The following is a 23,123-nucleotide window of genomic DNA, read 5'->3' as shown; positions in this document are numbered from 1 at the left end:
TATTAATTCAATGTCCCCAGCATAAATGCCGGGGCAAATCATGGTTCGCTATGGTCGGGGTCCGTCGCTGTTCTATCTATGACTAGCTCCGGCATTTATGCCGGAGGTTATTAATTCAATGTCCCCGGCATAAATGCCGGGGCAAATCATGGTTCGTTATGGTCGGGGTCCGTCGCTGTTCTGTTCATGACTAGCTCCGGCATTTATGCCGGAGAAAAAAATACACCAAACCGGTCGCCCAGCTCCGTCAGGCTCTGGATGACCGGGTCGAGCAGGGGAATGCCGTTCGAGAGCCGCTCGGCTTCCATCTCGCGCTCGGGATCGCCGGGAATCAATACCCGCTTGCCTTCCACCGCCTGGGCCTGACGGAACCGCTGAATCCAGGTGTCCATATGGGTTTTGAATTCACTGGCTGGCCGAAACGCATCGATACGCATGGCCCCGAAGAAGTGGCCCGTCCCTTCGCCGACGCCTTCATTGGCCTGCATGAACCCCGCCGTTGCAAACGGAGGAACCCACGGACCGTAGTTGGCGCCTGACAGCACACCCGAAAAAATATCGACAACGGCACCCAGCCCGTACCCTTTGTGGCTGCCGTGTTCGCGGTCGGTACCGAGGGGCAGCAGGGCGCCACCGTTCCGAATGGCATTGGCGTCGGTAGTGGGCTGGCCGCTGGCATCCTGCGCCCAGCCCAACGGAATGTCCTGGCCTTTGCGCTGCAGGATTTCAAGCTTCCCGTAGGCTACGGCCGTACTGGCAAAATCGGCCAGAAAGGTCGGCTCGGTAGCGGCCGGTATGGCCACGGCAATGGGATTGGTCCCCAGCATTTTTTCGAGCGCGAAAGTGGGCGCTACGAGCGGAGCCGCGTGGGTCATAGCCTGTCCAATCATGTCATGGTCGGCCGCCAGCAGGGCATGGTAACCCGCTATGCCGAAATGGTTGGAATTGCGAACCGCTACCCAGCCCGTTCCGGCCGTGCGGGCTTTGTCGATGGCAACCTGCATGGCCCACGGCCCTACCACCAGCCCCAGGCCGCGGTCGCCGTCGACAACGGCCGTAGACGGTGTTTCGTGAACGACCCGAATGTGCGGTTGTGGATTGAGCCGGCCGACGTCGTAAAGCCGTACGTAGCCCGGCAGGCGGGCTACACCGTGTGAATCGACCCCGCGCAGGTCAGCCGAGACGAGCACGTCAGTGGCCAGGCGGGCATCGGCCTCTGAGCAGCCGATGGCTATAAATATCTGTTCGGTGAACTTACGAAGTTGGTTGGCAGTAATCATGGGCGCAAAAGTAGCCAAAAGGGCCGGGCGTACCAGCCTGCATACCGTTAAGTAGGTGTCCGGAACAATCGGCACCGATTCCCGTTCTAACCCATTAAGTCCGGGATAGCCCGGATGAAACGTCTATTACAACTCAAGTTAAAACGTATGAAGATCAAATCATTTGCTACTGCACTTGCTCTTGCCGTTGTCTGCGCCACCACTCAGATGAGCTGCGATTCAAAGAAAGAAAACAAAGCCGAAGAGGTGCAGGACGCTAAAGAAGACGTCATCGAAGCACAGCAGGAAGGCGACACCGCCGAAGTGCGCGACGAGCAGACGGAGCTGGATTCAGCCCGGAAAGAGTACCGGGAAGCCGTTCGCGATTCGGTAAAAGACAAGAATAACTAAGGCATCCATGCCCCTGTAAAACCGGTCTCTGGCCGGTTTTTTTATGCCCGTTCCGGCATCAGCATGGCGCAGCGGGTTTCTTAAAAAATAAAAAATAGCTGACTTTGCCTGGCCCTTTCGCGTTATTGCAAACAGGACAACCTGTTTACTGTATGACGTGGCGCTCTGCTCGATTGCTGATGTTTTGGGTCTTTGGCTTAGTCGCCCTGACCGACTCCGTTGCTCAACCCCGCGATACCCTGACTACCGAACAGCTACTCGAACGGCGTGGCGGGTCCTTTGCGGCCCGGCTTCGACCGTCGCGGTACCTGGCGCTGGACGTGAACCCGACGCTGGGCGGTTTCCGGCGATACCGGTTCTTTGAGGGCGACGAGATTCGGTTCAAAGCGCGGGGGCAGAAATTCAGAGAAACGCTTTACGAGGTAACGGACAGTACGTTTGTGGTGCTGATGGCCAATGAGGTCATGAACCGCGACGAACCAGTGGCATTTCGGCTCAATGAGGTACAGAAAGTATACGTTGACCGGCGCATACCATTCATCACAGCGGCTGGTCGGCTGCTGCCTATTGCGGGGGGTGTTTACCTGCTGTCGAGTGTAGTCAACAATAACTTTCGGGCCCAGTCGGTGCTACCCGTTGCGGGGGGTATGGCGGTGGCGGGGGTTATTTTTAACCGCCTGAGTTCTCCCCGGATGCGGATCAATAACAACCACCGGCTGAAGGTGTTACGCACATATTGATGCCTGGTCAGGCCGATTATTGATGAGCCAAAGGGTTAAAAAAAGCCAGTTGGCTCTTTATTCTATAGACCCTATTCTAGATTCATGAACGTTTTCAGAGGTGGCAACTGGCTCCTGCTGGCTGTGTCGCTGGCATTGGGTGGCCTGGTAGAGCCCGCGCCCCCCGACGAGCCGAAGCCAGTCACAGAACGGCGAGCCTACTACCCGCGGGTGATCCGGCTTCAGCACAAACCCAACCGACCCGGGCAGCTGCTGGCTTCATTCGATACCGACGGGAACGGCGCCATGCTCTACACGAGTGCCGATGAAGGGCGTTCGTGGAAACCCCTGGCCGACCTCCGCGATACGACGGATACCAAACACTGCTGCAGCGGCCTGTGGGAGGTGCCGCAGCCACTCGGTACGGTGGCCCCCGGTACGCTGTTCTGGGCGCCGTCTATGGGATGCTCCCGCGACCCGCGCTGCCGCTCATCGATCAACATTCACCGCAGTACCGACGGGGGTAAAACCTGGCGTTTTCACTCGACGCTGGCTACCGGCAAGGTCGGCCTGTGGGAGCCCGAGTTTATCGTCGACGCCGACGGCAATCTGGTAGCCTACTACTCGACAGAAGAACACCGCGCCCAGGGGTTTAACCAGCTCCTGGCCCATAAAGTCTCGACCGACGGGGGTCGAACCTGGGGTCCCGAAGTCCGCGACGTCGCCATACCGGATCAGCCCAACAAACCGATGCGCCCCGGCATGGCCATTGTGCGCAAACTGGCGGCCGGGTATGCCTGGCCCGCCCGCTACGTCATGGTTTACGAAATCTGCGGCATGGGCTGCGACGTGTTTATCCGGTTCTCGCGCGACGGTCTAACCTGGGGCAACCCGGCCCAGCCCGGCACCCGTATCGAATCGCTGGAGGGCCATCACCTGGCGCATGCTCCCTCTTTTACCACCCTGCCCGACGGGCGTTTACTCGTGGTAGGCCAGTTGCTGCTCGATGCGGCCAATAAGCCAGCCCCCGCCAGCGGAACGGTGCTGCTGGTGAGCAACCCGGCGGGCGCTGGCCCCTGGACCGAAACGCCCGCGCCGGTTCCCGTGCCGAAGGCGTATGATAATCCGTGCCCCAACTATTCATCGCAGCTCCTTCTGTCGGCTGATAAAAAGCGGCTGATCGAGGTGGCGCTGCGGTACAATGGGGATGTATGTACAGCGTATTCCTACTCTATTCCTTTCTCCCTGAACCGATAACCTATGATTAGTCTGATCACCGCGTCCGTTCGTAAGTGGTGGCTGCTGTCGGCTGTGCTGCTGGCCGGTCTGTATAGCGCTCATGCGCAACGCACGTTCACCAATCCGATTAAACCGTCGGGCCCCGATCCGTGGGTACTGCAAAAAGACGGCTGGTATTATTACATGAACACCACCGGCGCAAACCTGACCCTCTGGCGTACCCGCAACATAGCCGATCTGGCAACGGCCGAAAAAAAGGTTATCTACACCCCTCCGCCGGGTCAGCCGTACTCGAAAGAGCTTTGGGCCCCCGAAATCCACGCCCTCAAAAATGACCGGGGGCAGGAGCGCTGGTACGTCTATTTCTCGGCCGACTCGGCCAATAATCTGAGCCACCGGGTCTGGGTCATCGAGAATGAAGCCCCGGATCCGTTTGCGGGCGAGTGGGTGATGAAAGGCAAGATCGGCGATCCGGGCGACCATTGGGAAATCGATATGTCGGTGATGGAGTTCAACGGCCAGCTATACGCGGCCTGGTCGGGTTGGGAGGGGCCTACTAACGGTCAGCAGGACATATACATCGCCAAACTCAAAAACCCCTGGACACTCGACGGCGACCGGGTCCGGATTTCGCAGCCCGAACTGCCCTGGGAGCGCCATGGCGATGTGCCGCAGGCCTGGCAGAAAAATGGGGAAGTACCCAAAATCTACGTCAACGAAGGGCCGGAGTTCCTGCAGCACGACGGCAAACTGTTTCTGGTCTACTCGGCCAACGCCTGCTGGCTCGACTACTGCCTGGGGCTGCTGACCTACACCGGTAAGGGCGACCTGCTCGACCCCAAAAACTGGCAGAAAAGCCCGCAGCCTGTGTTCGTTCAGGCACCCGAAAACGGCGTCTGGGCACCAGGACACGGTGGTTTCTTCCAGACCGCAGGCCGTAATGGAGAGCCCGTTCAGCACTGGATGATTTATCATGCCAACCCGTCGGCTACGGATGGCTGCGGTAATAAACGCGCCCCCCACATTCAGCCGTTTACCTGGAATGCCGACGGCTCGCCCAATTTTGGGAAGCCAATGCCTAAGATACCCATGCCTGTTCCGGGAGAATAAGGCCCGCTTCTGCTTTCAACCCCACAGGTGCATGACGCCCCTGACACATCTTACCCATATTTTACGCCTATAACCTATGCGAACATTCATTCTTCCGGCGCTGGTGGCCGCCCTGCTGGTGCAGGCCAGTTGCCAGTCGTCGACAAAAACCAAGGAAGCCGATACGGAGCTGGCCAATACCCCCGCAGCCGGATCGCCCGATGCCGATACGGCGTCTTCTTCGGCGGCTGTTGCCTACAAACTACCCGATGCCAACGCCTTTGCGGGGGAGAAAGACGGCAAGGCGATTCAGCTTTATACGCTGAAAAACAAAACCATGCAGGTGGCCATCACCAATTACGGAGCCCGGCTGGTTGGGCTGCTGGTGCCCGACAAAGCGGGTAAGCTGGTAGACGTAGTGCCCGGGTTCGCGTCGGCAAAGGCCTATCAGAGCGAGGGCGGGGCGTTTTTCGGCCCCATTGTTGGCCGGTTTGGTAACCGCATCGGCAAAGGCACGTTTACCCTCGATGGTAAAACGTACAAGACGGAGCTGAATAACAACGGCAACACCCTCCACGGCGGCCCAAGCGGCTTTCATAACCAGGTCTGGACGGCCAGCCAGTCGGGCGATACCAGCCTGAAGCTGACGTATGTATCGAAAGACGGGGAAGGTGGTTTTCCGGGTACCGTTACGACCAGCGTAGTCTACACCCTGACCGACAACGGCCTGCGCATCGACTATACCGCAACGACCGATAAAGCTACGCCCTATAACCCGACGAGCCACGGCTTTTTCAACCTCAACGGCGAAGGCAGCGGCACCATCAACAATCATGTGCTGATGATCGATGCAGACCGCTACTCGGTGGTCGACAAAGGCCTGATTCCGCAGGGAGAGCCTGCTTCGGTGGCGGGTACGCCATTCGATTTCCGGAAGCCAACGGCCATTGGGGAGCGGGTGAACGAGAAAAACGAGCAGCTGACGTTCGGCAGTGGCTATGACCACAACTTCGTGCTGAACAAAAAAGGGAGCACCGGCCTCGCAAAAGGAGTGGAGATCACCGGCGATAAGTCGGGCATCAAAATGGAAGTGCTGACTACCGAGCCGGCCGTTCAGTTCTACGGCGGTAACTTCTTCAAAGGAAGCGATATCGGTAAATACGGTAAGCCCATCAACTACCGCGATGCCTTTGCCCTCGAAGCCCAGCACTACCCCGACTCGCCCAATCATCCGACGTATCCGAATACCATTCTGCGTCCCGGCCAGACCTACAAACAAACGACCGAATACCGCTTTTCGGTGGCGAACTAAAAGTACCGTCGCTACGATCAGGTGGCGACGGTAAAATTTATCCGATAGCAAAGGCCCAATTGCAGCGTCGTCTGTCTTTTACGGATGATGTGATCTTTTAACCCGGTAAACTAATTCATGCGACAGTTATCAGTCCTCTTATTACTATTCATATCGGTTCTGACCTACGGACAGGAAACGAGCGCGCCCGGTCGGTGGTCGGCGGCCAAAGCCAATGCCTGGTACGCCAAGGAACCGTTTCTGGTGGGTGCCAACTACGTGCCTGCCAATGCGATCAACGAACTGGAGATGTTCCAGGCCGAAACCTTCGACCCGGCCACCATCGACAAAGAGCTGGCTATGGCCGAAGGAATCGGCATGAACACCATGCGGGTTTTTTTGCATGATCTGCTCTGGCAGCAGGATGCCGAAGGCTTCAAAAAACGGCTTGATCAGTTTCTGAGCATCTGCGCCAAACACAGGATCCGACCCATGCTGGTGCTGTTCGATTCGTGCTGGGACCCGTATCCGAAGCTCGGCAAACAGCGCGACCCGGTGCCGGGTATTCACAACTCGGGCTGGGTGCAAAGCCCCGGTGCCGATGCGCTGACCGATGTGTCGCAACACCCGCGGCTCGAAGCCTACGTGAAAGGTATAGTAGGCGCGTTCAAAAATGATAAACGGATTCTGGCCTGGGATACCTGGAACGAGCCCGACAACGCCAACGACAATAACTACGGCCGCAACGAGAAGAAGATCGAACTGGAGAACAGCCGCAAAATCGGGATCATTACCCGGCTGCTACCGCAGGTGTTCCAGTGGTGCCGGGCGGCCGGGGCTACGCAGCCGCTGACATCGGGCCCCTGGATTTTGTGGGATGGACACGACTGGAGCAACCCGGCGAAATGGACACCCATGGAAAAGGTACAGTTCGAGAACTCGGACATCATCACCTTTCACCAGTACTCGACGGCCGATGCCCTGACGAAACTACTCCCGGTTCTGCAGAAAATGGGTCGTCCCGTGATTTGTACCGAGTATATGGCGCGGGGTGTCGATAGTAAGTTTCAGACCCATCTGCCCATTGCCAAACAGGCCAAAGTTGGTATGATCAACTGGGGCTTCGTAGCGGGTAAAACCCAGACCTTTTTGCCCTGGGACAGTTGGCAGAAACCGTACGTAAACGGTCGTGAGCCATCCGTGTGGTTCCACGAAGTGTACAAGCAGGACGGTACCCCCTACGACCCGGCCGAAACGGCCGCCATTCGGCAGGCTACCAAAAAGTAACGAATAATAAATAGATACCTGGCAACAGGTATTCATATGGGTCATGTTTTCTGTAAATTATTTTACTTACAGAAAATATGACCCATTTCTATGAGAATCAAATGTTTACTAGTTGCTCTGTTTGTATTGTTGGGTAATTGTGCTGACGTCATGGCACAGACGGCCGGCATTCGGATTACCTATGATTACCTGCACCCCGACCGAACCAGCTGGGTATACGTTCGGCCAGCGGGGGATACGCTGCGGGGCACCGGCCGAAACATCCGCGTTCGGCAGGAGACGCCCGTTTCTGTATCCGTTGTGAACTGCAACGTGGAGGTCATCCAGCCTGAAGTCAGCATCCGGCGGGGCGCCCGTGCCGACTCGGTAGTAGCAACGGGTATCAGCGATTTCTTTTCCCGCATCTCCGGCGTACTCGTGCCCGGCATGGGTCTCGATCTGCGAAACCTGTTGACCCCTAAAGCTCGGGGCGAAAAAGCGGGTAGCTCACTTATCTACGCGCCCATGCAGATCGACCTGTCAACGGCCGATCAGCTCGCCAACGCCAGTTTGGTAGATCTGGAAGGCCAGCTGCGTGACCGGCTGACCGAAGCCGAACGCTGGCGCTCGATCCAGACCCGGCTCCGGGGACTGCGCTACAACACGACCCTCCCTAAACCAGAATTGACCCGACAGGCCGACGAGCTGGTCCGGCAGCTGACGCCTACCGCGCTGCCGCTCCTGACCGACGGGAATACCGCCCGCCAGGTGTTCCGGCAGCTCGCCCTCGAAAATGCCGAATACATGAAATACGTACTCACCCTGTTCAAACGCCAGGCTACCCGTCAGCCGGTGTCGCGGGGCGATACGGATACGCCCTCGTTCAACTCGTTCGCCATTGCCGAGTCGGCCCGTATCTACGAAAAAACAATTACCGACGAACTGGCCGACCAACTCACCGCCACCCTGTACGAGGTGGTGACGCATTATTCGACCCTGCGGCAAAATACCTTTACGGCCTCCTGCAACGCCACAGTCAACAAGGGCAGCGAGGCACTGCTGATTCAGTTTTACGATACAACCGTTCCCGACAAGCGGAAGCTGGCCCGGTCGGAACAGTTCCAGATCGATGCGCCGGGGCGGGTACAGCTTGTCACCAGCTTTGGTCTGTCGTTTATGGGCTACAGTCAGCCACCTCAGGCGTATGGGCTAATCGATGGGAAAATCAGCGCTACCGACCTCGACCGGTTTTCGCCGGCCATAACCGGCCTCTTTCACGTGTTCAAGCGCTCAGCGAGTACCACCCGCCTGGGGGCTCACCTCGGAGCTGCCGTACCACTCAGCGATGCCAAGGCGGTTGGGTTTCTCATTGGGCCATCGCTCGCGCTGGGTGGCACCAACGTGATCTGCCTGAACGCGGGAATCTTTACCGGGCGCACCACCCAGCTCAGCAAAGGGCTGGCCGTGGGTGACAAATACAGCTCGACGAGCCTGCTGACCGTTAATCGATACGCGCTGGGGTATCAGGTTGGGGTTTCGTTCGTGTTTGGGCAACGGCGGTGAAGGCTGATCAGAGTATAACCCGCAGGCCCAGGTTGGCGGTCCGGTAAACCCCGGTGTTCTTACCGGCCAAATATTGGGTTACGAACCCCGTAATTCCCAGCCGCAGCGAGGGCTGAAACTGCAACCCTGTTCCTATCTGCGAACCGCGACTGGTCTGGCTGAACACTCGTTCGGCGTTTTTCGACAGACCAATGGCGTGATTCATGAGGCCCATCAGCCCCAGCCGGGGCGTAAGCTGAAACTGCAGCAGGGCCGTAAGCGGTATGGCTACGCTACCCGAAATCGACTTTTTGGGAATATTGTAGGTCAGACCCGGCTGGGCGTACAAAAACAGCCGTCGGCTCAGCTCAACCACATAGACGACCTGCATCCGCAGACTGGTCAGGTTTTCATCGGGTTTGTAGATGGGCTGGTATACCGATCCCTGAACCAGCAGCTTTCGGTTGCGGGCAATGGGTTTCCAGCGAAAGCGCAGGCCCGCGTGGGTAAACGCTTGATCGTTGACCAGGGCCGAATCGCGGCCGAAGACCCTGAACGGCGACGACTGCGGGTCAATATCGACCCGCAGGGAGGAGTACTGCAGATCGACCCCAACGTTGAACCGGCTGCTGGCCGAGGTGCCGTAACTGATTTGCAGCAGGTTGACAAACTGGCTCAGCCGGGCGTTCAGATCCTGCCGCTCGGCATCGGACGAAAACAGCTCGTTGGTCGTGAAGAGGCTGCCGAGATTATTGACCTCAACAAATCCTTTGGGCAGGATGATGGCCGACACGGTCGAATAGAAAAACGGATCGTTGTAGAGCGAATCGAGTTTCTGAGTACGGGTTTGCTGGGCGTAGCCTGTGCCTGCCACCAGGATCAGCGCTAACGCAAGAATATAGTTTATCATAACAAGGGGCAGAGGCTGCCCAGACTGAGTTAGTTCTCGGGACATAATCTGATCTGGGCTTTTCGGGAGGTGTTCGCTACGTCGGTCAGGTAGAATACGCCGTCTCTGGCCCGGCTACCCATCAGCACTGATTCGGGGTTGAGATTGCCAAATCTTCGTACTTCCATGATAACCAGGCCGGTATACAAGTCAGTATTTTTTCCTTCTTTGAGCGGGCCGCTGCTGCTGCTTAGCTCGAACTTCAGGGTGTACTCATAGCCCGGAAACCCGTCGCAGAAGCGGTATTTAAAATTCGGGTCGTTATTGTTGGGGTAGAAGTTTTTGAAGGTGTCATAAAAAGCAGGATCGCAGGCGCTGGCTGCACTGGCATAATAAACCGTACCGAAAACACGGTAGCTTCGCTGGCCTATTGTTTCTTTCTGGTCATAACTGCGCTGGTTATCCGAACAGTCTTTGGTAGTGCACCCGCTAACGCCAGCGTTACAGTTTTCGTACAGAAACTGGAAGAAGGTGCGGCTGGTAGTCCCCAGTGTAGGGGCATGGGTAATGTTGAAGCGCTGATAGACCCAGGGATTACAAAGCCGCGACAGGAAATTAATGCCGGTGAGGTTGGTGGTGCCGGTACTGATGTTGCCTGCGTTTAAGCCGTCGCCCCCGGCTACCACATCGAACTGCACCCCTGGGCCGGCCCCGTTCTCATTGACTAACTGCACCAGACCAGACTGGGTGTTGGCCGGTACTTTCAGGGTAATCTCATCGGCCGCGATCCGGATAAACTGATCCCTCGCCACAGTCCCATTGGTGAAGCGCACCTGGCTAACGGTTCCGAAGTTAGTGCCCCGCAGCGTCAGTGCCGACCCCGGAATAACCCCGGTTGGTACGCATCGGCTCTTGTCGATGGTAGGCAGAATCAGGTTCACCGTAAACGCGTTGCCGCTGCAGCGCTGGCCCGCGTCGCCGTTCACGCAGATGGTACCGGTAACGGCGTTGTCGGGTACCCGCACCCGTAACGAACCGCTGCTCTTGTCCAGAATCTGGGCCGGGGTCGATCCTCCTCCGCTGAACCGGACCTCAGTAACTGCATCCAGGTATTGACCCGTAATAGTCACCTCGGCGCCACGGCTTCCGTTGGCGGGGCTGAACCCGCTGATGACCGGCGCCCGGACCACGCTGAACCCGTCGCGCTGTTCGGCATCAACGAGGTTGGTTACCCGAATGGCACCGTCGCTGGCTCCATCGGGCACTTTGGCAATGATCTCGTCGTCGAAGTTCAGCTTAGGGTACTCGGTGGCCTCGCGCCCGCCAAAGGAAACCCTGGCCCCGTAGAGGTAATCACCCCGAATGGTGACCAGCCCGCCAACCACCTGCCGCCTGGGGCTGAAGTCGTCGATGCGGGGCTTGCGAACGATGGTGAAGTTTTCGCCGGAATGTTCGTCGCTGCCGGCTTTGTTGTGGGCGTAGATACGCCCGCGCAGGGCTGCGTCGGGTACTGTTACGGTGAGCTGGGTACCCTCGGCATTTTCGCTGAAGGCTGATTTCGCTACCGCCTGCCCGCCTATTTTAACGTCGTCGATCCGCTTAAGGCTGGTTCCCTTAATGATCAGCGGCTGCCCGGCCCGGGCCCGGTTCGGGTTGATGTCGGTAATGTTGGGTTTGCCGATAATCTGAAACTCGCTGGGGCTTTCGGTGCTGTATCGGGTGTTGAACACGCGGATTTTCCCCGTACGGGCGTCGGGCGGAATCCGGACGGCCAGCCGCACCCGGGTGGGTGTCTCAACGTTTTCGGCGTTCTGAGACGATCCCTCGAAACGCACCGCGCACTCGTCGAAGTTCTGGCCCGACAGAATCACTTTCTCACCGACGAAGCCTTCGTTGTTGTTGTATTCCGACGCGACGCTGGTAACGCCCGGCGAGAGGATGACGTTGAAAACGGGGGTGTCGGTATACTCGCCCGATTCGTTGTTCCAGACCCGAATAGCCCCGTCTTTGGCAAAGGCGGGCACGCGGAAACTGATCTCGTCATCGTCGTTTTTCTCCAGGGCGACGGCCGTAGGGGTCTGATCGGTGGCGAAGAAGACGCGGGCTCCGAGCAGGTAATTACCCCGTATGGTAACCAGCCCGCCCACAGGCGCCCGGGTTGGGCTTAGTTCAGTGAGTACGGGTTTGAGAACTACCGTCAGGTTACGGCCCGACGTGCCGCTGCCAGCCCGGTTGGTCAGGATAAGTCGCCCGGTGGTGGCATCGGCAGGGACGGTAAGTTTGAGTTCACTGCCTTCGGTGCGGCCGGTGATGGTGGCCGCTTTGCCGTTGAGGCTGGCCTGGGTAATGCGATGCAGGTTTCGACCCCGTACGGTGATGTCTTTACCACGGCCCTGGCGGTCAGGATCAGCCGTCAGCTCGGCCGGCGCCAGCAGCATAAGAAACTTCTGAGGAGCTTCGGTCGTGCCGCCGGGCGAGGTAACGGTCAGCGGGGTCTCGCCCGACTGGCTGCGCTCGGGTACGGTCAGTTCGAGCTGGGAGTTGCTGAGAACGCGCAGGCCGGTAGCGGGCGTGCCGCCGAAGCTGACGGTGGTTACGTCGAGCAGGTTCCGGCCCGTGAGGGTGAGCTTGTCGCCCCGGATGCCTTCGGTCAGGCTGAGGCCGGTGGCGTCGATGAGCGGGGGCGGAATAATGATCAGGCTATCGGGCGTGGTTGCGCTGAGCTTGTCGAATACCGTCACCGTCAGCCGGCCCGAGCTGGCGGTAGGGGGCAGGCTGAAGCGGATCTGGTTATCCTGAACGGACGTTTTGGTCTTATCGATGGGCTGACCGTTGAGGCTCACGACGCCATCGAGCAGGTTTTTGCCCGAGAGGGTGATTTCCTGACCAACAATGGCTCGTTTGGGCGAAAAGCCGGTTAGCTCGGGCGTGGCGGCCACGATGAAGTTGGCCTGGCTGGTTCCGCCGGCCGTTTCTACACTAATCGGTACCGGGCCGCGGCCGAGCGAGGGTACCTTAACGCTGATTTCGGTGGCCGACCCGGTGCCGACCAACTCGGCGGTGGTGTTGCCAAACCGAACGGCTTTGAGCTGATCCAGGTAGTCGCCCCGGATGCGGACGGTCGTTGCCGGCAGTCCGTTGGCGGGTTCGACGCTGCTGAGCTGGGGCAGGGGCTGGAGTACGGTAAAGGGGAGGGGGCTGGAGGTGCCGTCGGCGTTCTGAACCCGAATCGTGGTGGGCCCGATCGGCAGCCGGGGCAGGGTGAGTGTAATGGCGTTGTCGGCGCGGGTTTTGGTCGGTACGGTCTGGCCGGCGATGGTGACGGCAGGGTCCTCGCCGAACTGGCTGCCCGAGAGGGTGATGTCGGCGCCGATGGGCGCGGCCGTGGGGCTAACGGCGGTCAGCTGGGGTGGGTACTTCTTTTCTTTGCAGGAGACTGTACAGAATAGGATCAGCAGGTTGACCAGGATCAGTAGGACAGACTTGTTCATAGGCAGGTGGGGAATCAACAGGCATTACATGGACGTAAAGGCGTCACTTACAGTCACTACAAATCGTGGGGGTTGGGTAGGAGAAATACTTCAAATCTTTCTTGCACATCTTGAAGAGGGCGCCGTCCTGTACCGAATAGGCGTAGATGTCGCCGGTCTTTGTCATGTTCCCGACGTAGGTGACGGGTTTACCGTTGTTCCCCGCAACAACGATTACCGTACCCGTGTAGGCCGTATTCTGGCTGTTGCGTTCCAGCTTCAGCAGGTCGTCGGTGGCGATCAGGGCAGCCCCGGTCGTGTACCGGTACGCTACGTAGGTTTCGAACAAGCGCCCTTGTAGTTGCTCAGGCACGTAGCCTTTCATGTTGCAGCGGGAGGAGAAATATTTGAAGCCGATCTCGTAGCCGCGGTTGGGCGAACAGTAAAAAAACGAAGCCGGATCGCAACCGTCCGAAATAACCCCCGTCGTTATGGACCCAACATTGGTGGCAACATTACCGGTGTTGATGGCATCGCTGCCCGACAGTTTGCTGATGCTGTATGGCTTGCCATGACCGTACTCGTTGTTCACCCGGACAGACGTCGCCGTGGCCTCGACCGGGACTTTGATCATACAGCTGCCCGACTCGTTTGACAAAAAGCTGGCGGCATTTACCGTGGCGGTAACTTCTCCGTTGCCGTTCATGAAATCGATGCCCGTCACCGACGAGAAATGAGTGCCGCGCAGGGTAAGCGGCCCGCCAGGAATCAATCCATTCGGAACGGGCGTCTGGCTGATGGTTGCCTGCGGAGCGCCCATGAACCGACCTTCGTTCGATAGCCCGCCCGCGGTCTGTATCGTAATCGCTACGGGTTGGACAGACCCGAACTCGGGCGCAATAACAGTGACTACATTGTTGGCATTACTCCTGACCGGAACCGTCTGGCTCCCGAATCTGACCGCTGTGATGTTTTGCAGGTTCTGGCCTCGTATGCTGATCTCGGTGCCGGCGCATCCTTTTTCGGGCACAACGCTGGTTATCGTGGGCGCTGGCTGCGGAACCGTGACGGTAAAAACAGACAGGCTGCAGAACTGCCCCCCGCTGTTGCGCAGGCAGATGCTCCCCGTAACCGCATTGGCCGGTACGACCACCCGCAGCGCGTTACCCGATGTCTGAAACGCAGCCGCCGAAGAGGTTCCGTTGCCGAAGCGCACCTCCGTTACATCGTTCAGGAAGGTGCCGCTGATGAGTACTTCACTGCCGGCCTGACCCGACGATGGGCTGAAGCCGGAGACGAAGGGCAGGGGCTGGAGTACAGTAAAGGGGAGGGGGCTGGAGGTGCCGTCGGCGTTCTGAACCCGAACTGTAGTGGCCCCAATCGGCAGTTGGGGCAGGGTGAGTGTGATGGTATTGTCGGCGCGGGTTTTGGTCGGTACGGTCTGGCCGGCGATGGTGACGGCAGGGTCCTCGCCGAACTGGCTGCCCGAGAGGGTGATGTCGGCGCCGATGGGCGCGGCCGTGGGGCTAACGGCGGTCAGCTGGGGCGGGTATTTCTTTTCCTGGCAGGTGCTGAACAGACCGATAGCCAGTCCGAGTACTACTACGAAACGGTTCATGGTGTGGAGGAGGGTGTGATAAGCTGAAACGCAATACAATTAATACGTACCTGACCTTCTCATCGGGAGAAAGAGTAGTCAACTACCTGGCAATGAACAGAAATTCACTATTGGATTCGTCGGAACCGAAGGAGCCCATTTTTACACTGGCTCCTATGCGGGTGATCGCACTCTGGCGTTCGATGTAGGATTTCAGGTCAGAAGCGGGCAGAATGCGGTAGTCGCTGCCGGCGGCCTCGTTCAGCTTTTGAATAAAAAACCGGGCGAAAGGGGAGTGTTTTCCTTTCTCGCCGTCGGCCACGGTTTCTTTACCGCCCGACGTCAGGTATTTACGGGTCTGGGGTTTCAGTTTGGTGAGGATAAAGGGCGTTTGTCCGCCCAGCTCTTCTACGTCGGCCCGGACTCCGCGTTCGGGGCCATCGCGTTTTAGCTCGTTGGGGTTTTGGGTGGCGAAATAGCTATCGAACGTTCCGCCGTAGCATACGTCGAGGGTGAGCAGTACGTGACGGCAGCGGAATTTGGCGAGTAAGTCCTGCAGGTAGGCGAAAGACAGGTGGTTGGTATACCCATCGTCGCCGGCTTTTGAATTGGTCATAACGGCGTATCCCTGCTGCAATACAGGATCGAAATCGCCATGGCCGGCAAAGAAAATGAAGAGCTGATCGTAAGGCCCGTACGACTGGCTGGCCAGCCGCCGGATCTGCCGAACACAGCTGTCTTTCGTTACGTTGGCGAGCAATGTGGTCCGGAAACCGAACTTATCGCGCAGCAGGGCTTCGATTTCGCGGGCGTCGAAGGTGGGGTTTGTGAGAGGGCGGTAGGCCGGGTCGGTAAAGGTGTCGTTGGCAATCAGCAGGGCGTAGTCGACCCGGGCAGCCTGCGCCGACCCACCTCGAATCTGGTACGATCCGGGTGCCGACGTAGCCTGAATGAGTTGAGCATAGACACCGTCACCACTGAGTAAATTAAGCGTCAAAAGCAGGGTAAAAATCACAGAACGCATGTAGGAACCTGGTAATGGGTTGATTTACTAAAGGAAATGTACCTAATTAGACGGCGAATGATCCACACATAACCGCAACTTTACTAAATGGTAGGTAGACTGCTGGGACTGGTATTATTACCGATGGTAGTGGCCGGTCAGAAAATAGAGAACCTGCGCCACGAAGCGTTCGGGTCCGATGTCGTGATTCAGTATCAACTGACCGGCACCCGGCCCAGCCAGCAGTTTCTGGTCAAGGCAATTTGTCAGAACGGTACGCAAACCATTGCCCTGAACCATACGGAGGGAAATGGCGTGGGACGGGTACGGGCTCAGGACGGACCCGATCGGCAGATCGTCTGGCACGTGACCGACGACGTTCCCGAGCTGGTGGGCGATCATATTACGTTCACCCTGACGGCCGTTCCCGTCGAAGGGAGCGCGGCCGTGAGCCGGGGCGCCGAGGAGGTGGCGGCTCCGCTGTCGCTGGCCGACCGGCGGGCGGTGTTATACAACGAGCTGACGGGACAGACCGACACCTACCTGGAGCAGGTCTATAATGAAGTAACGGCTTTTAAAAACTTCGGGGAACGGGCTTTCGAGAGCCGCACCGATCTTATCCGGCTCGATCAGCAGATCCAGAGAACCAACGAAGCGTATGAGAAGCTGTTGCTGAATAAAGAACCCTTCAAACAGCGGATTCGTAGTCTGTGGGGCAATGAAAAGTTGAATGCCGACGCCGATCAGTTTTTCAGCCGGTCGCTCGATCAGATGCACCGAACTTTTCTGCTGCCCTTCAACGAAACCCTCAGACAAATCAACGACGTGGCCAGCGGTAAATTCAAACCACGCGAACGAACGGAACGCATCCAGCGCATCCGCATTGAACTCGAAATCCGCATCTCGCAGCTCCTGGCCGAAATTGAGTCGGTCAAGGGCGATGCCAAAGGCTTCTACACCAACCTTCGTTACTAATTTCTACTATGTCCCGATCTCTCCTGGTTGATTCGCTCGGCGCTACCATCGCCGTTTTTCTGGTATGCGGCCTGCTCAAACTGGCTGTCTTCAGCATTGGGTTCCTGGACCCCGTTCATAGCGCGCTGCATCATGTCGGGCTTGAGTTCGACAATCACATCCATGGCCAGACCCGCGCCCCGCTGGGGCCCTCGTCTTCGTCGATCTGCCTGGTCGATATCGGCAAAGCCAACCGGTCCGGGATTGCTGCCATGCTGACTGCCATTGCGCGGCAGAACCCCCGGCTGGTGGCGGTCGATGTGGTATTCGACCGGAAAAAAGCCCCGTCGGATACCAGTCTGCAACGGGCGCTGGCCCAGCTCCAGCAACAGCGTAAGCTGGTTATGGCCTCGTGGCTGGCTATCGAAGGAGAAGCGGGCCACGCCCGCAGCGAACTCCACGAGTCTGACGCGCCGTTCCGGCTGGGACCAACGGGCTATACCAATTTCGTAGCCGAAGAGTCGGACGGGGTGGTGCGTCATCACCTGCCTGCTCTGCCCCCCCTGGGCGACGCCCCCGGCGATACGCTGTCGTTTGCCGCCCGGATCGTGTCGATCGTGGCGCCGGCTACCTGGCAGCAGTACGGTAACCACCGGGCCGCCATGAAGGCCAACGAACCCGACTGGATTCTGTACCAGCAGGACCAGCGGCTGTTTAGCCGGTTCGACAGTACGGATCTGGCCCCCGGCAGCGCCCGGTTGCCCGAGCTGCGCAACAAAATTGTCCTGCTGGGGTCGATGGCGGGCGCGGCCGACCCGTACGTATCGGAAGATGTTCATCAGGTGCCGCTGGGCGACGGGACTCGTTTGACCGGGCTGGAGATTCACGCTAATATTCTGGCAATGCTGCTGGACGGCACCCATCTGCGAAAAATTCCCGACTGGGTACTCTGGCTGGTATCGTTCCCGCTCTGCTGGGTGCTTATGATGTTTTTTGCCTGGCAGTTTCAGCGGTATCATATCTGGTTTCATCTCGTTTTCAAGACCGTACAGTTTATCACCGCAGCGCTGATCGTGCTGGTGGCGCTGTTGCTGTTCCGGTTCGGGCATATCGAAATGAACACGCTCCCGTTGCTGGCTCCGATGGCTCTGGCCGTCGATGTGCTGTATTTCTACGAAGGGTTTGCCCGCTGGCTGACCAAACGATCCTGGCTTCCCAAACGCATTCCGTATACAACCTATTTCGACGATAGTCATGCACACCACTAAGCTCCTCTTCCTGCTGGTCGTCCTGCTAAGTCCGGCGGTTCTTTCGGCTCAATCAACGAAACAAACCGCGCCCGCAGCGAGTCGGGTACTTTATGCCGACGGCCCCGTTTCGTACCGCACATCGGCCCGCTCGCCCTGGGTATCCATCGGCCCGGCCAGTCAGAACCCGGCGCTGGCGGCTGCGTATACCATAAAACTGAACGAGCAGAGTATTCTGGTGCTGGAACAACCCGGCAAAGCGCCCGTCGTGATCCGCAACCGGCCGGGTGAGTTTACCGTGACCACCCTGTTGCAGTCGTCGGCCAGCGACGGGATCGGGCTGGCGCTGGCCGACTATTTCCGGTATCTGTGGCGTAACCTGACCCACCATCACGAAACGATCGACTCGTACGCGCAGGGGTATATGAAGCGCAAAGGGGTGGTGAGCCGGGGCTGTACCGTACCGCTCATGCTGACGCCCGACTACGGCGCGGTGCTGGCATCCGATACGTCGATGCAGTTTGGCTGGAAGCGCGACCCGGCGGCCCGGCGCTATACCCTGGCCATCTATGACAACTACGACGAAAAAGCCAACACCCTTTTCACAACCGAAACCGCCGATACTACCCTGGCTTTTAGGCTCGACAAACCTTTCATCGAAAAAGAGGTAACCTACTACTGGTCTGTTTATCCGGTCGGTAAGCCCAACTGCGCCCGGTATACGTTCTCGCTGCCAAAACCCGATGCGTTGCGTACGCTGGAGACGAAACTGGTAGCCCTGGACCAGGAGATGCAGACCAGTGCGGCCCTGGCTGCGTTCGTCAGAGCTACCCTGTACGAAGGAAACCGGTTTTATCCGGAAGCGTACCGGGCCTATTTTCAGGCGTACCGGCTGGCCCCGGCCAACGTGCTGTTTCGCGATGGGCTGGCGCTGTTTCTGGCCCGGCGCGGCATGACCCAGCAGGCTCATGCGCTGCTGGCCAGCCGCTGAATAAGAGGCTAAGGCTGATCAAGACCGGGGCTGACGGACCTCATGGGGTGGGTAGGCAGAGCTACTTATTTTTACCGATACAGACCTATTTGTTATGATCATAACTCTCACGCTCAACCCGGCGGTGGACATCAGCATGACCGTTGATCGGTTAATCCCCGAACAGAAGCTGCACTGCTCCCAACCCAGCTACGATGCCGGCGGGGGCGGTATTAACGTATCGAAAGCAATCCGTCGTCTGGGTGGCCAGTCGCTGGCGGTCTTCACCTCCGGTGGAGCCACGGGTATTCGGTTGCAGGAGCTGGTGGAACAGGAAGGTATTTCGTACCAGATCATCGGTATTCAGGAGCCGAGCCGCGAGTGCTTTGTGGTGGCCGAAACCGCCACCAACCAGCAGTTTCGGTTTGGAACGCCGGGGCCGGTACTGACGGGTGCCGAAGTCAGCGCCTGCCTGGCCCACGTGCAGACCCTGGCCGAACCCATCGACTATCTGGTAGTCAGTGGCAGCCTGCCGCCTGGTTCGCCGGCCGACCTGTATGCCACGATTGCCCGGTTCGCCAAAGCGCGGCATGTCAGGTTGGTGCTCGATACCTCGGGTGAACCGCTGCGGGCGGCTCTGGACGAAGGGGTATTTCTGATAAAGCCGAACCTGGGCGAGCTGGCGCGGCTGGTCGGTGTTGATCGACTCGAAACGGACGAGATCAACCAGGCGGCTATGAATCTGATCAACGAAGGAAACTGCGAAGTGGTGGTAGTATCACTGGGGCCGCGCGGGGCGCTGATGGTCACCGCCGACGGGCATGAGTTTGTGCAGGCACCGCCCGTTAAAAAGATGAGTACGGTAGGGGCGGGCGACAGTCTGGTGGGCGGTATGGTTCACGCACTGGCCCAGGGAAAATCTTATGCCGACGCGCTCCGTCAGGGCGTGGCCTGCGGAACGGCCGCTACGATGAACCCCGGCACGGAGTTGTTCTACCGGGCCGACGCCGACCGTCTTCTGGACTGGATCAATCAACAACGTCAGATGAAGTTGTCGTAGGTAGTACAGGGGCAACCCGTAACAACGATTTGGGGCAGAAGAAGGAGCCGATGGCCTCTTTTTCTGCCCCAAATCGTTAGCTGGCTACTGAAAGGCGGGTAGCTCAGTCATGTAGCGCCGTATGTCGGTCTTGAACGTCCGGAAGTCGGCGTGGAAACTGTCCATTTCGTTGCGCAGATACTGGTGGTCGAGCCGGGTTTCGGCGTCGAGAATGCGGCCCAGTCGTACGCCTTTGGCGACCTCGCTTTCCAGGGTGTCGATTTCGTGCAGCAGCCGTTTACTCAGTCGGCGGAAATGGTGCAGCTGGCTGAGTTCGGCCGTCCAGGTCGTGTCGGCTTCGGCGCCGGCAACGGTGATCTCATTCAGCGTTCCCAGCAGCTCTTCCCAAAAGTTCACCTCCTGCAGGGCCAGTTCGAGCTCGTTGCGCCAGATGCGGTGCAGGAGGTGAACCTCGGTTAACTGGCGATATTTTGCTGGTTTCATACGCGGGGTCGGTTAGAGATAGGTAGCAACGGACAGGCTGTCCAGACTCGACGGCTGGACCGATACCGCTGGCTGGGTCACATCGGCGGTGCTCACGGTAACCGTATCGTACAGGGTGAGGAGGGGCACCCGGGGGTGGTAGGCCATCGACCGCGTTATGCTGTTGGTCAGCAGCACATCCAGCATGGTTTTGTGGTGGGGGAGCATCACCAGCAGATCAACGGCATGGGCGTCGAGGTAGGCGTAGATGCCGTGGCGCACCTCGTCGTCGTGAATGGTATAGCGAAGAGTAGACAGGTTTTCCAGCGCTTTTTCGACATACCGGCGGTTTACCTCACTGCTGTGGCTGTCGGGCTCGGCGGGATTCTCGATGGTGAGCAGGGTAAGCGCGGCTGCTTTCCGGGCCGCCAGATCAGTCAGGAACCGGAGCGACTCGGCATCGTTGACGGAGCGGTAGTCGGTGGCCAGTACGACCTGTTCGACCGGGCGAATAGGGGCCGACAGAGGTACGACCAGCACGTTGGTGGCGGCATGCCGAACCAGCCCGGTAGCGACGTTGCCGATAAACTCGCTGAAGCCAGCCCCCGTTGTGCCGGCCACGACGAGATCGAACGGTTCGTCGGCCAGCAGCTGTTCCACAACCCCTACCGGCCCGCCCAGCGCTACCAGCTTCTGATAAGTGTGGTAGCTCGGTACGGCTGGTTGCGTGAGCGATTGTTGCAAGTCGTGTAACGCCTGCTCGGCGGATTCGCGCTGTTCGGCCAGCAGAAAAGCCCCGTTATGGCTCAGGTCCGGTTCGAGCGGGAGCGCGTGCAGGAGCGAAAAACTGGCCGCCGTGTCGGCAAACAGCGCCTGCGTAAAGGCGATGGCATGGCGTGAGGCCGCCGAAAAATCGGTTAATAACAGGATCTTATACATGGTTGTGAGGAAAGGTGAGTTGATCGGCTTGTCGTTAGAGGGCGTAATCCAGGTTGGAGAGGTCGTCGATAGCCTGTGGCTTATCGCGGCTTCCGCTGTCGTAGAGGGTCAGCGTAGGTACGGCTGGCGCAAAGACCAGCGATCGGGTTACGCTGTTGCTGGTCAGAATGTCGGTCCAGCCTTTGTGTTTGGGGATGCTGATCAGCAGGTCGATTGGGTGACCGGCCACGTAGGCATCGATACCCTGCCTGGCGGTAGGCGCTTCCAGCCGGGCGGTGCGTGGCTCAACGGGCGTCAGAAACTGCCGGATGCGTAGCTCCTGCTCGGTGGTGACTACCTGTTTATGCGGGGTGTCGATGGTCAGCAGGGTCAGGGTCGCTCCTTTCAGCGTAACGATATCCTTAACGGGACAAAGCAGTTTGCAGTCTGTCAGGCTGGCAAAGTCCGTAGCCAGCACGACCCGCCGGATGGGTCTGATCTGCGAGTCGACCGGCACCACCAGCAGGTTCGCGTTCAGGTACCGGACAAGCGTAGTAGCGGTATTGCCGAACAGCTCGTTGGTCCCGTCTTTTTTGGCCCCGATGACAACATAATCGTAGGTTTCGTTGGCTAAGACATCGGTGACCGCATCGAGGAGTGGACCCGGACAGGCCGACGACCGGAATGTGTGCCAGTCGTTGGCGGTTTCCCGGCGCAGGCTGGCCACCAGATCGCACAAGGCGTCGGTAAAGGCCGCCCGGGCGGTTGTCGATACGTGTTTGGCGCCGTAAAAACTGTCAGGTTCGACCGGGTGCGCGCAGAGTAAATGAAAATCAGCGACGGTATCGCCAAAGAAGGCGCGGGCATAGGTAAGAGCCTGGCGAGACGCTTCCGAGAAGTCGGTCAGCAGTAAGATTTTTTTCATTGGTTACACCCCGTTTAGCAAGGTCGAAACCCCGGTTAGTTGATACAGGAAAGCGGAAACGAACTGAAAAGGGACAGCACTACCACCATGATCACAACCCGGCGCACCGCGGGCAAGGCAATCAGCGAGCCGGCCTGCCGTAAGGGCTGGTACATGCGTTCGGGTCGGCACTGCCAGCGGGGCATCGACCGTAGCAGGTGGCGGATGTGCTCCGGCGCGTCTTCTACCAGCAGACTCCGGCGGCTATGGTCCAGTACCGGAATATGTTCGTTCAGAAAGGCAAGGTCGGTGGTGGGCATGGTGCCCCGGCCCGTGTAAGTCAGAATGAAGCGTTGCGTTTTCATGCGCGATCCGGTTAATCGACAAAAATTTCCTTTTCTTCCAGATACTGCTGACGACCATCGGACCAGTTGAGCCGCGCCCGCCAGCGCCCCCTCGATAGCTGAGCCGTTGAAACGACGTGTCGGGGACGATCGGTAGGGGTGATAGCTACCCGAACTTCCTCATCAGTAGTGGCGGTGCTGAAGATGACGTCACCTTTGCGGAACGAGACGGGCAACACAAAGGCCAGTAGATGGGAGGATGGTTCAAAGGTCATGTCCGGGGGCGTCAACGAAAGAATTGACTCAACAAAGTTGGCCGGACTGGCCCGGTTGGGGTATGACGGGTATCAGCCCGGGCGCTGATAGACTTCAGAGCCGCTCCTGAACTCAGTCACCGGGCGCCCGTCTGGTAATCCGCATTTTTGCTGGCGTCGGAAACCCGCCCCGGCCAGCCGTGTCGGCCGGTGGCTGAACGGCTCTCTTCCCCCC

General features: G+C 58.6%; 21 protein-coding genes. 11 read left to right on the top strand and 10 right to left on the bottom strand.

The window, feature by feature from the left end; all coding sequences use genetic code 11:
* Nucleotides 1-203: 203 nt before the first annotated feature.
* On the bottom strand, nucleotides 204-1,280 hold the full coding sequence (locus B1C80_RS15275; protein WP_077922064.1) for an Ldh family oxidoreductase: 1,077 nt from the start codon (nucleotides 1,278-1,280) through the stop codon (nucleotides 204-206).
* Between the two features lie 147 nt (nucleotides 1,281-1,427).
* Between B1C80_RS15275 and B1C80_RS15270 the strand changes: the two genes are divergently transcribed.
* The 7 genes from B1C80_RS15270 to B1C80_RS15240 all read left to right on the top strand — a co-directional run bounded on the left by B1C80_RS15270 (nucleotide 1,428) and on the right by B1C80_RS15240 (nucleotide 8,837).
* A complete protein-coding gene (locus B1C80_RS15270) occupies nucleotides 1,428-1,670 on the top strand; it encodes a hypothetical protein (protein WP_077922049.1) in 243 nt (80 codons plus the stop codon).
* A gap of 152 nt (nucleotides 1,671-1,822) precedes the next feature.
* On the top strand, nucleotides 1,823-2,410 hold the full coding sequence (locus B1C80_RS15265) for a hypothetical protein (RefSeq protein WP_236648801.1): 588 nt from the start codon (nucleotides 1,823-1,825) through the stop codon (nucleotides 2,408-2,410).
* Nucleotides 2,411-2,494: 84 nt separating this feature from the next.
* Nucleotides 2,495-3,646, top strand: coding sequence for a sialidase family protein (locus tag B1C80_RS15260; RefSeq protein WP_077922048.1), 1,152 nt, complete (start codon nucleotides 2,495-2,497; stop codon nucleotides 3,644-3,646).
* A gap of 3 nt (nucleotides 3,647-3,649) precedes the next feature.
* The gene (locus B1C80_RS15255; protein ID WP_077922047.1) at nucleotides 3,650-4,738 is read left to right on the top strand and encodes a family 43 glycosylhydrolase; all 1,089 of its coding nucleotides are present in this window, start codon (nucleotides 3,650-3,652) and stop codon (nucleotides 4,736-4,738) included.
* Nucleotides 4,739-4,814: 76 nt separating this feature from the next.
* Nucleotides 4,815-6,029 (top strand): aldose epimerase family protein, encoded by a 1,215-nt coding sequence (locus B1C80_RS15250; RefSeq protein ID WP_077922046.1) that lies wholly within the window; start codon nucleotides 4,815-4,817, stop codon nucleotides 6,027-6,029.
* A gap of 117 nt (nucleotides 6,030-6,146) precedes the next feature.
* A complete protein-coding gene (locus B1C80_RS15245; protein WP_077922045.1) occupies nucleotides 6,147-7,295 on the top strand; it encodes a cellulase family glycosylhydrolase in 1,149 nt (382 codons plus the stop codon).
* A 150-nt stretch (nucleotides 7,296-7,445) separates the two neighbouring features.
* Nucleotides 7,446-8,837 (top strand): hypothetical protein, encoded by a 1,392-nt coding sequence (locus B1C80_RS15240; RefSeq protein WP_139361660.1) that lies wholly within the window; start codon nucleotides 7,446-7,448, stop codon nucleotides 8,835-8,837.
* 7 nt (nucleotides 8,838-8,844) lie between these two features.
* Here the strand turns inward: B1C80_RS15240 and B1C80_RS15235 are convergent, their stop codons facing one another.
* From B1C80_RS15235 to B1C80_RS15220, 4 genes are all read right to left on the bottom strand, one after another.
* Nucleotides 8,845-9,726, bottom strand: a complete 882-nt coding sequence (locus tag B1C80_RS15235; protein ID WP_077922043.1) for a hypothetical protein — start codon at nucleotides 9,724-9,726, stop codon at nucleotides 8,845-8,847.
* A 29-nt stretch (nucleotides 9,727-9,755) separates the two neighbouring features.
* Complete coding sequence (locus B1C80_RS15230) at nucleotides 9,756-13,196, bottom strand: IPT/TIG domain-containing protein (RefSeq protein WP_077922042.1); 3,441 nt, start codon at nucleotides 13,194-13,196, stop codon at nucleotides 9,756-9,758.
* Nucleotides 13,197-13,239: 43 nt separating this feature from the next.
* Entirely contained in the window at nucleotides 13,240-14,793 is a 1,554-nt protein-coding gene (locus B1C80_RS15225) for an IPT/TIG domain-containing protein (protein WP_077922041.1), read from the bottom strand.
* 82 nt (nucleotides 14,794-14,875) lie between these two features.
* Complete coding sequence (locus B1C80_RS15220; protein WP_077922040.1) at nucleotides 14,876-15,796, bottom strand: caspase family protein; 921 nt, start codon at nucleotides 15,794-15,796, stop codon at nucleotides 14,876-14,878.
* Nucleotides 15,797-15,883: 87 nt separating this feature from the next.
* Between B1C80_RS15220 and B1C80_RS15215 the strand changes: the two genes are divergently transcribed.
* From B1C80_RS15215 to B1C80_RS15200, 4 genes are all read left to right on the top strand, one after another.
* Nucleotides 15,884-16,750, top strand: coding sequence for a hypothetical protein (locus tag B1C80_RS15215; RefSeq protein WP_077922039.1), 867 nt, complete (start codon nucleotides 15,884-15,886; stop codon nucleotides 16,748-16,750).
* 8 nt (nucleotides 16,751-16,758) lie between these two features.
* The gene (locus B1C80_RS15210; RefSeq protein ID WP_077922038.1) at nucleotides 16,759-17,997 is read left to right on the top strand and encodes a CHASE2 domain-containing protein; all 1,239 of its coding nucleotides are present in this window, start codon (nucleotides 16,759-16,761) and stop codon (nucleotides 17,995-17,997) included.
* Nucleotides 17,984-18,967 (top strand): hypothetical protein, encoded by a 984-nt coding sequence (locus tag B1C80_RS15205; RefSeq protein ID WP_077922037.1) that lies wholly within the window; start codon nucleotides 17,984-17,986, stop codon nucleotides 18,965-18,967. Before B1C80_RS15210 ends, B1C80_RS15205 begins: the two co-directional genes overlap by 14 nt.
* Before the next feature lie 94 nt (nucleotides 18,968-19,061).
* Nucleotides 19,062-20,006 (top strand): 1-phosphofructokinase family hexose kinase, encoded by a 945-nt coding sequence (locus B1C80_RS15200; RefSeq protein WP_077922036.1) that lies wholly within the window; start codon nucleotides 19,062-19,064, stop codon nucleotides 20,004-20,006.
* 84 nt (nucleotides 20,007-20,090) lie between these two features.
* Here the strand turns inward: B1C80_RS15200 and B1C80_RS15195 are convergent, their stop codons facing one another.
* From B1C80_RS15195 to B1C80_RS15175, 5 genes are read right to left on the bottom strand one after another with little or no spacing between them, the layout of a single operon-like run.
* The gene (locus B1C80_RS15195; RefSeq protein ID WP_077922035.1) at nucleotides 20,091-20,489 is read right to left on the bottom strand and encodes a hypothetical protein; all 399 of its coding nucleotides are present in this window, start codon (nucleotides 20,487-20,489) and stop codon (nucleotides 20,091-20,093) included.
* Nucleotides 20,490-20,501: 12 nt separating this feature from the next.
* Nucleotides 20,502-21,407: a universal stress protein gene (locus B1C80_RS15190; RefSeq protein ID WP_077922034.1), complete on the bottom strand. Its 906-nt coding sequence runs from the start codon at nucleotides 21,405-21,407 to the stop codon at nucleotides 20,502-20,504.
* 34 nt (nucleotides 21,408-21,441) lie between these two features.
* Entirely contained in the window at nucleotides 21,442-22,311 is an 870-nt protein-coding gene (locus B1C80_RS15185; RefSeq protein WP_077922033.1) for a universal stress protein, read from the bottom strand.
* A gap of 35 nt (nucleotides 22,312-22,346) precedes the next feature.
* Nucleotides 22,347-22,655, bottom strand: a complete 309-nt coding sequence (locus tag B1C80_RS15180; RefSeq protein ID WP_077922032.1) for a hypothetical protein — start codon at nucleotides 22,653-22,655, stop codon at nucleotides 22,347-22,349.
* Nucleotides 22,656-22,666: 11 nt separating this feature from the next.
* A complete protein-coding gene (locus B1C80_RS15175; RefSeq protein ID WP_077922031.1) occupies nucleotides 22,667-22,909 on the bottom strand; it encodes a hypothetical protein in 243 nt (80 codons plus the stop codon).
* Nucleotides 22,910-23,123: the final 214 nt, after the last annotated feature.

The organism is Spirosoma sp. 209, assembly GCF_002006735.1.
Lineage (GTDB): Bacteria > Bacteroidota > Bacteroidia > Cytophagales > Spirosomataceae > Spirosoma > Spirosoma sordidisoli.
This window is presented reverse-complemented; position numbering and strand designations above follow the sequence as displayed.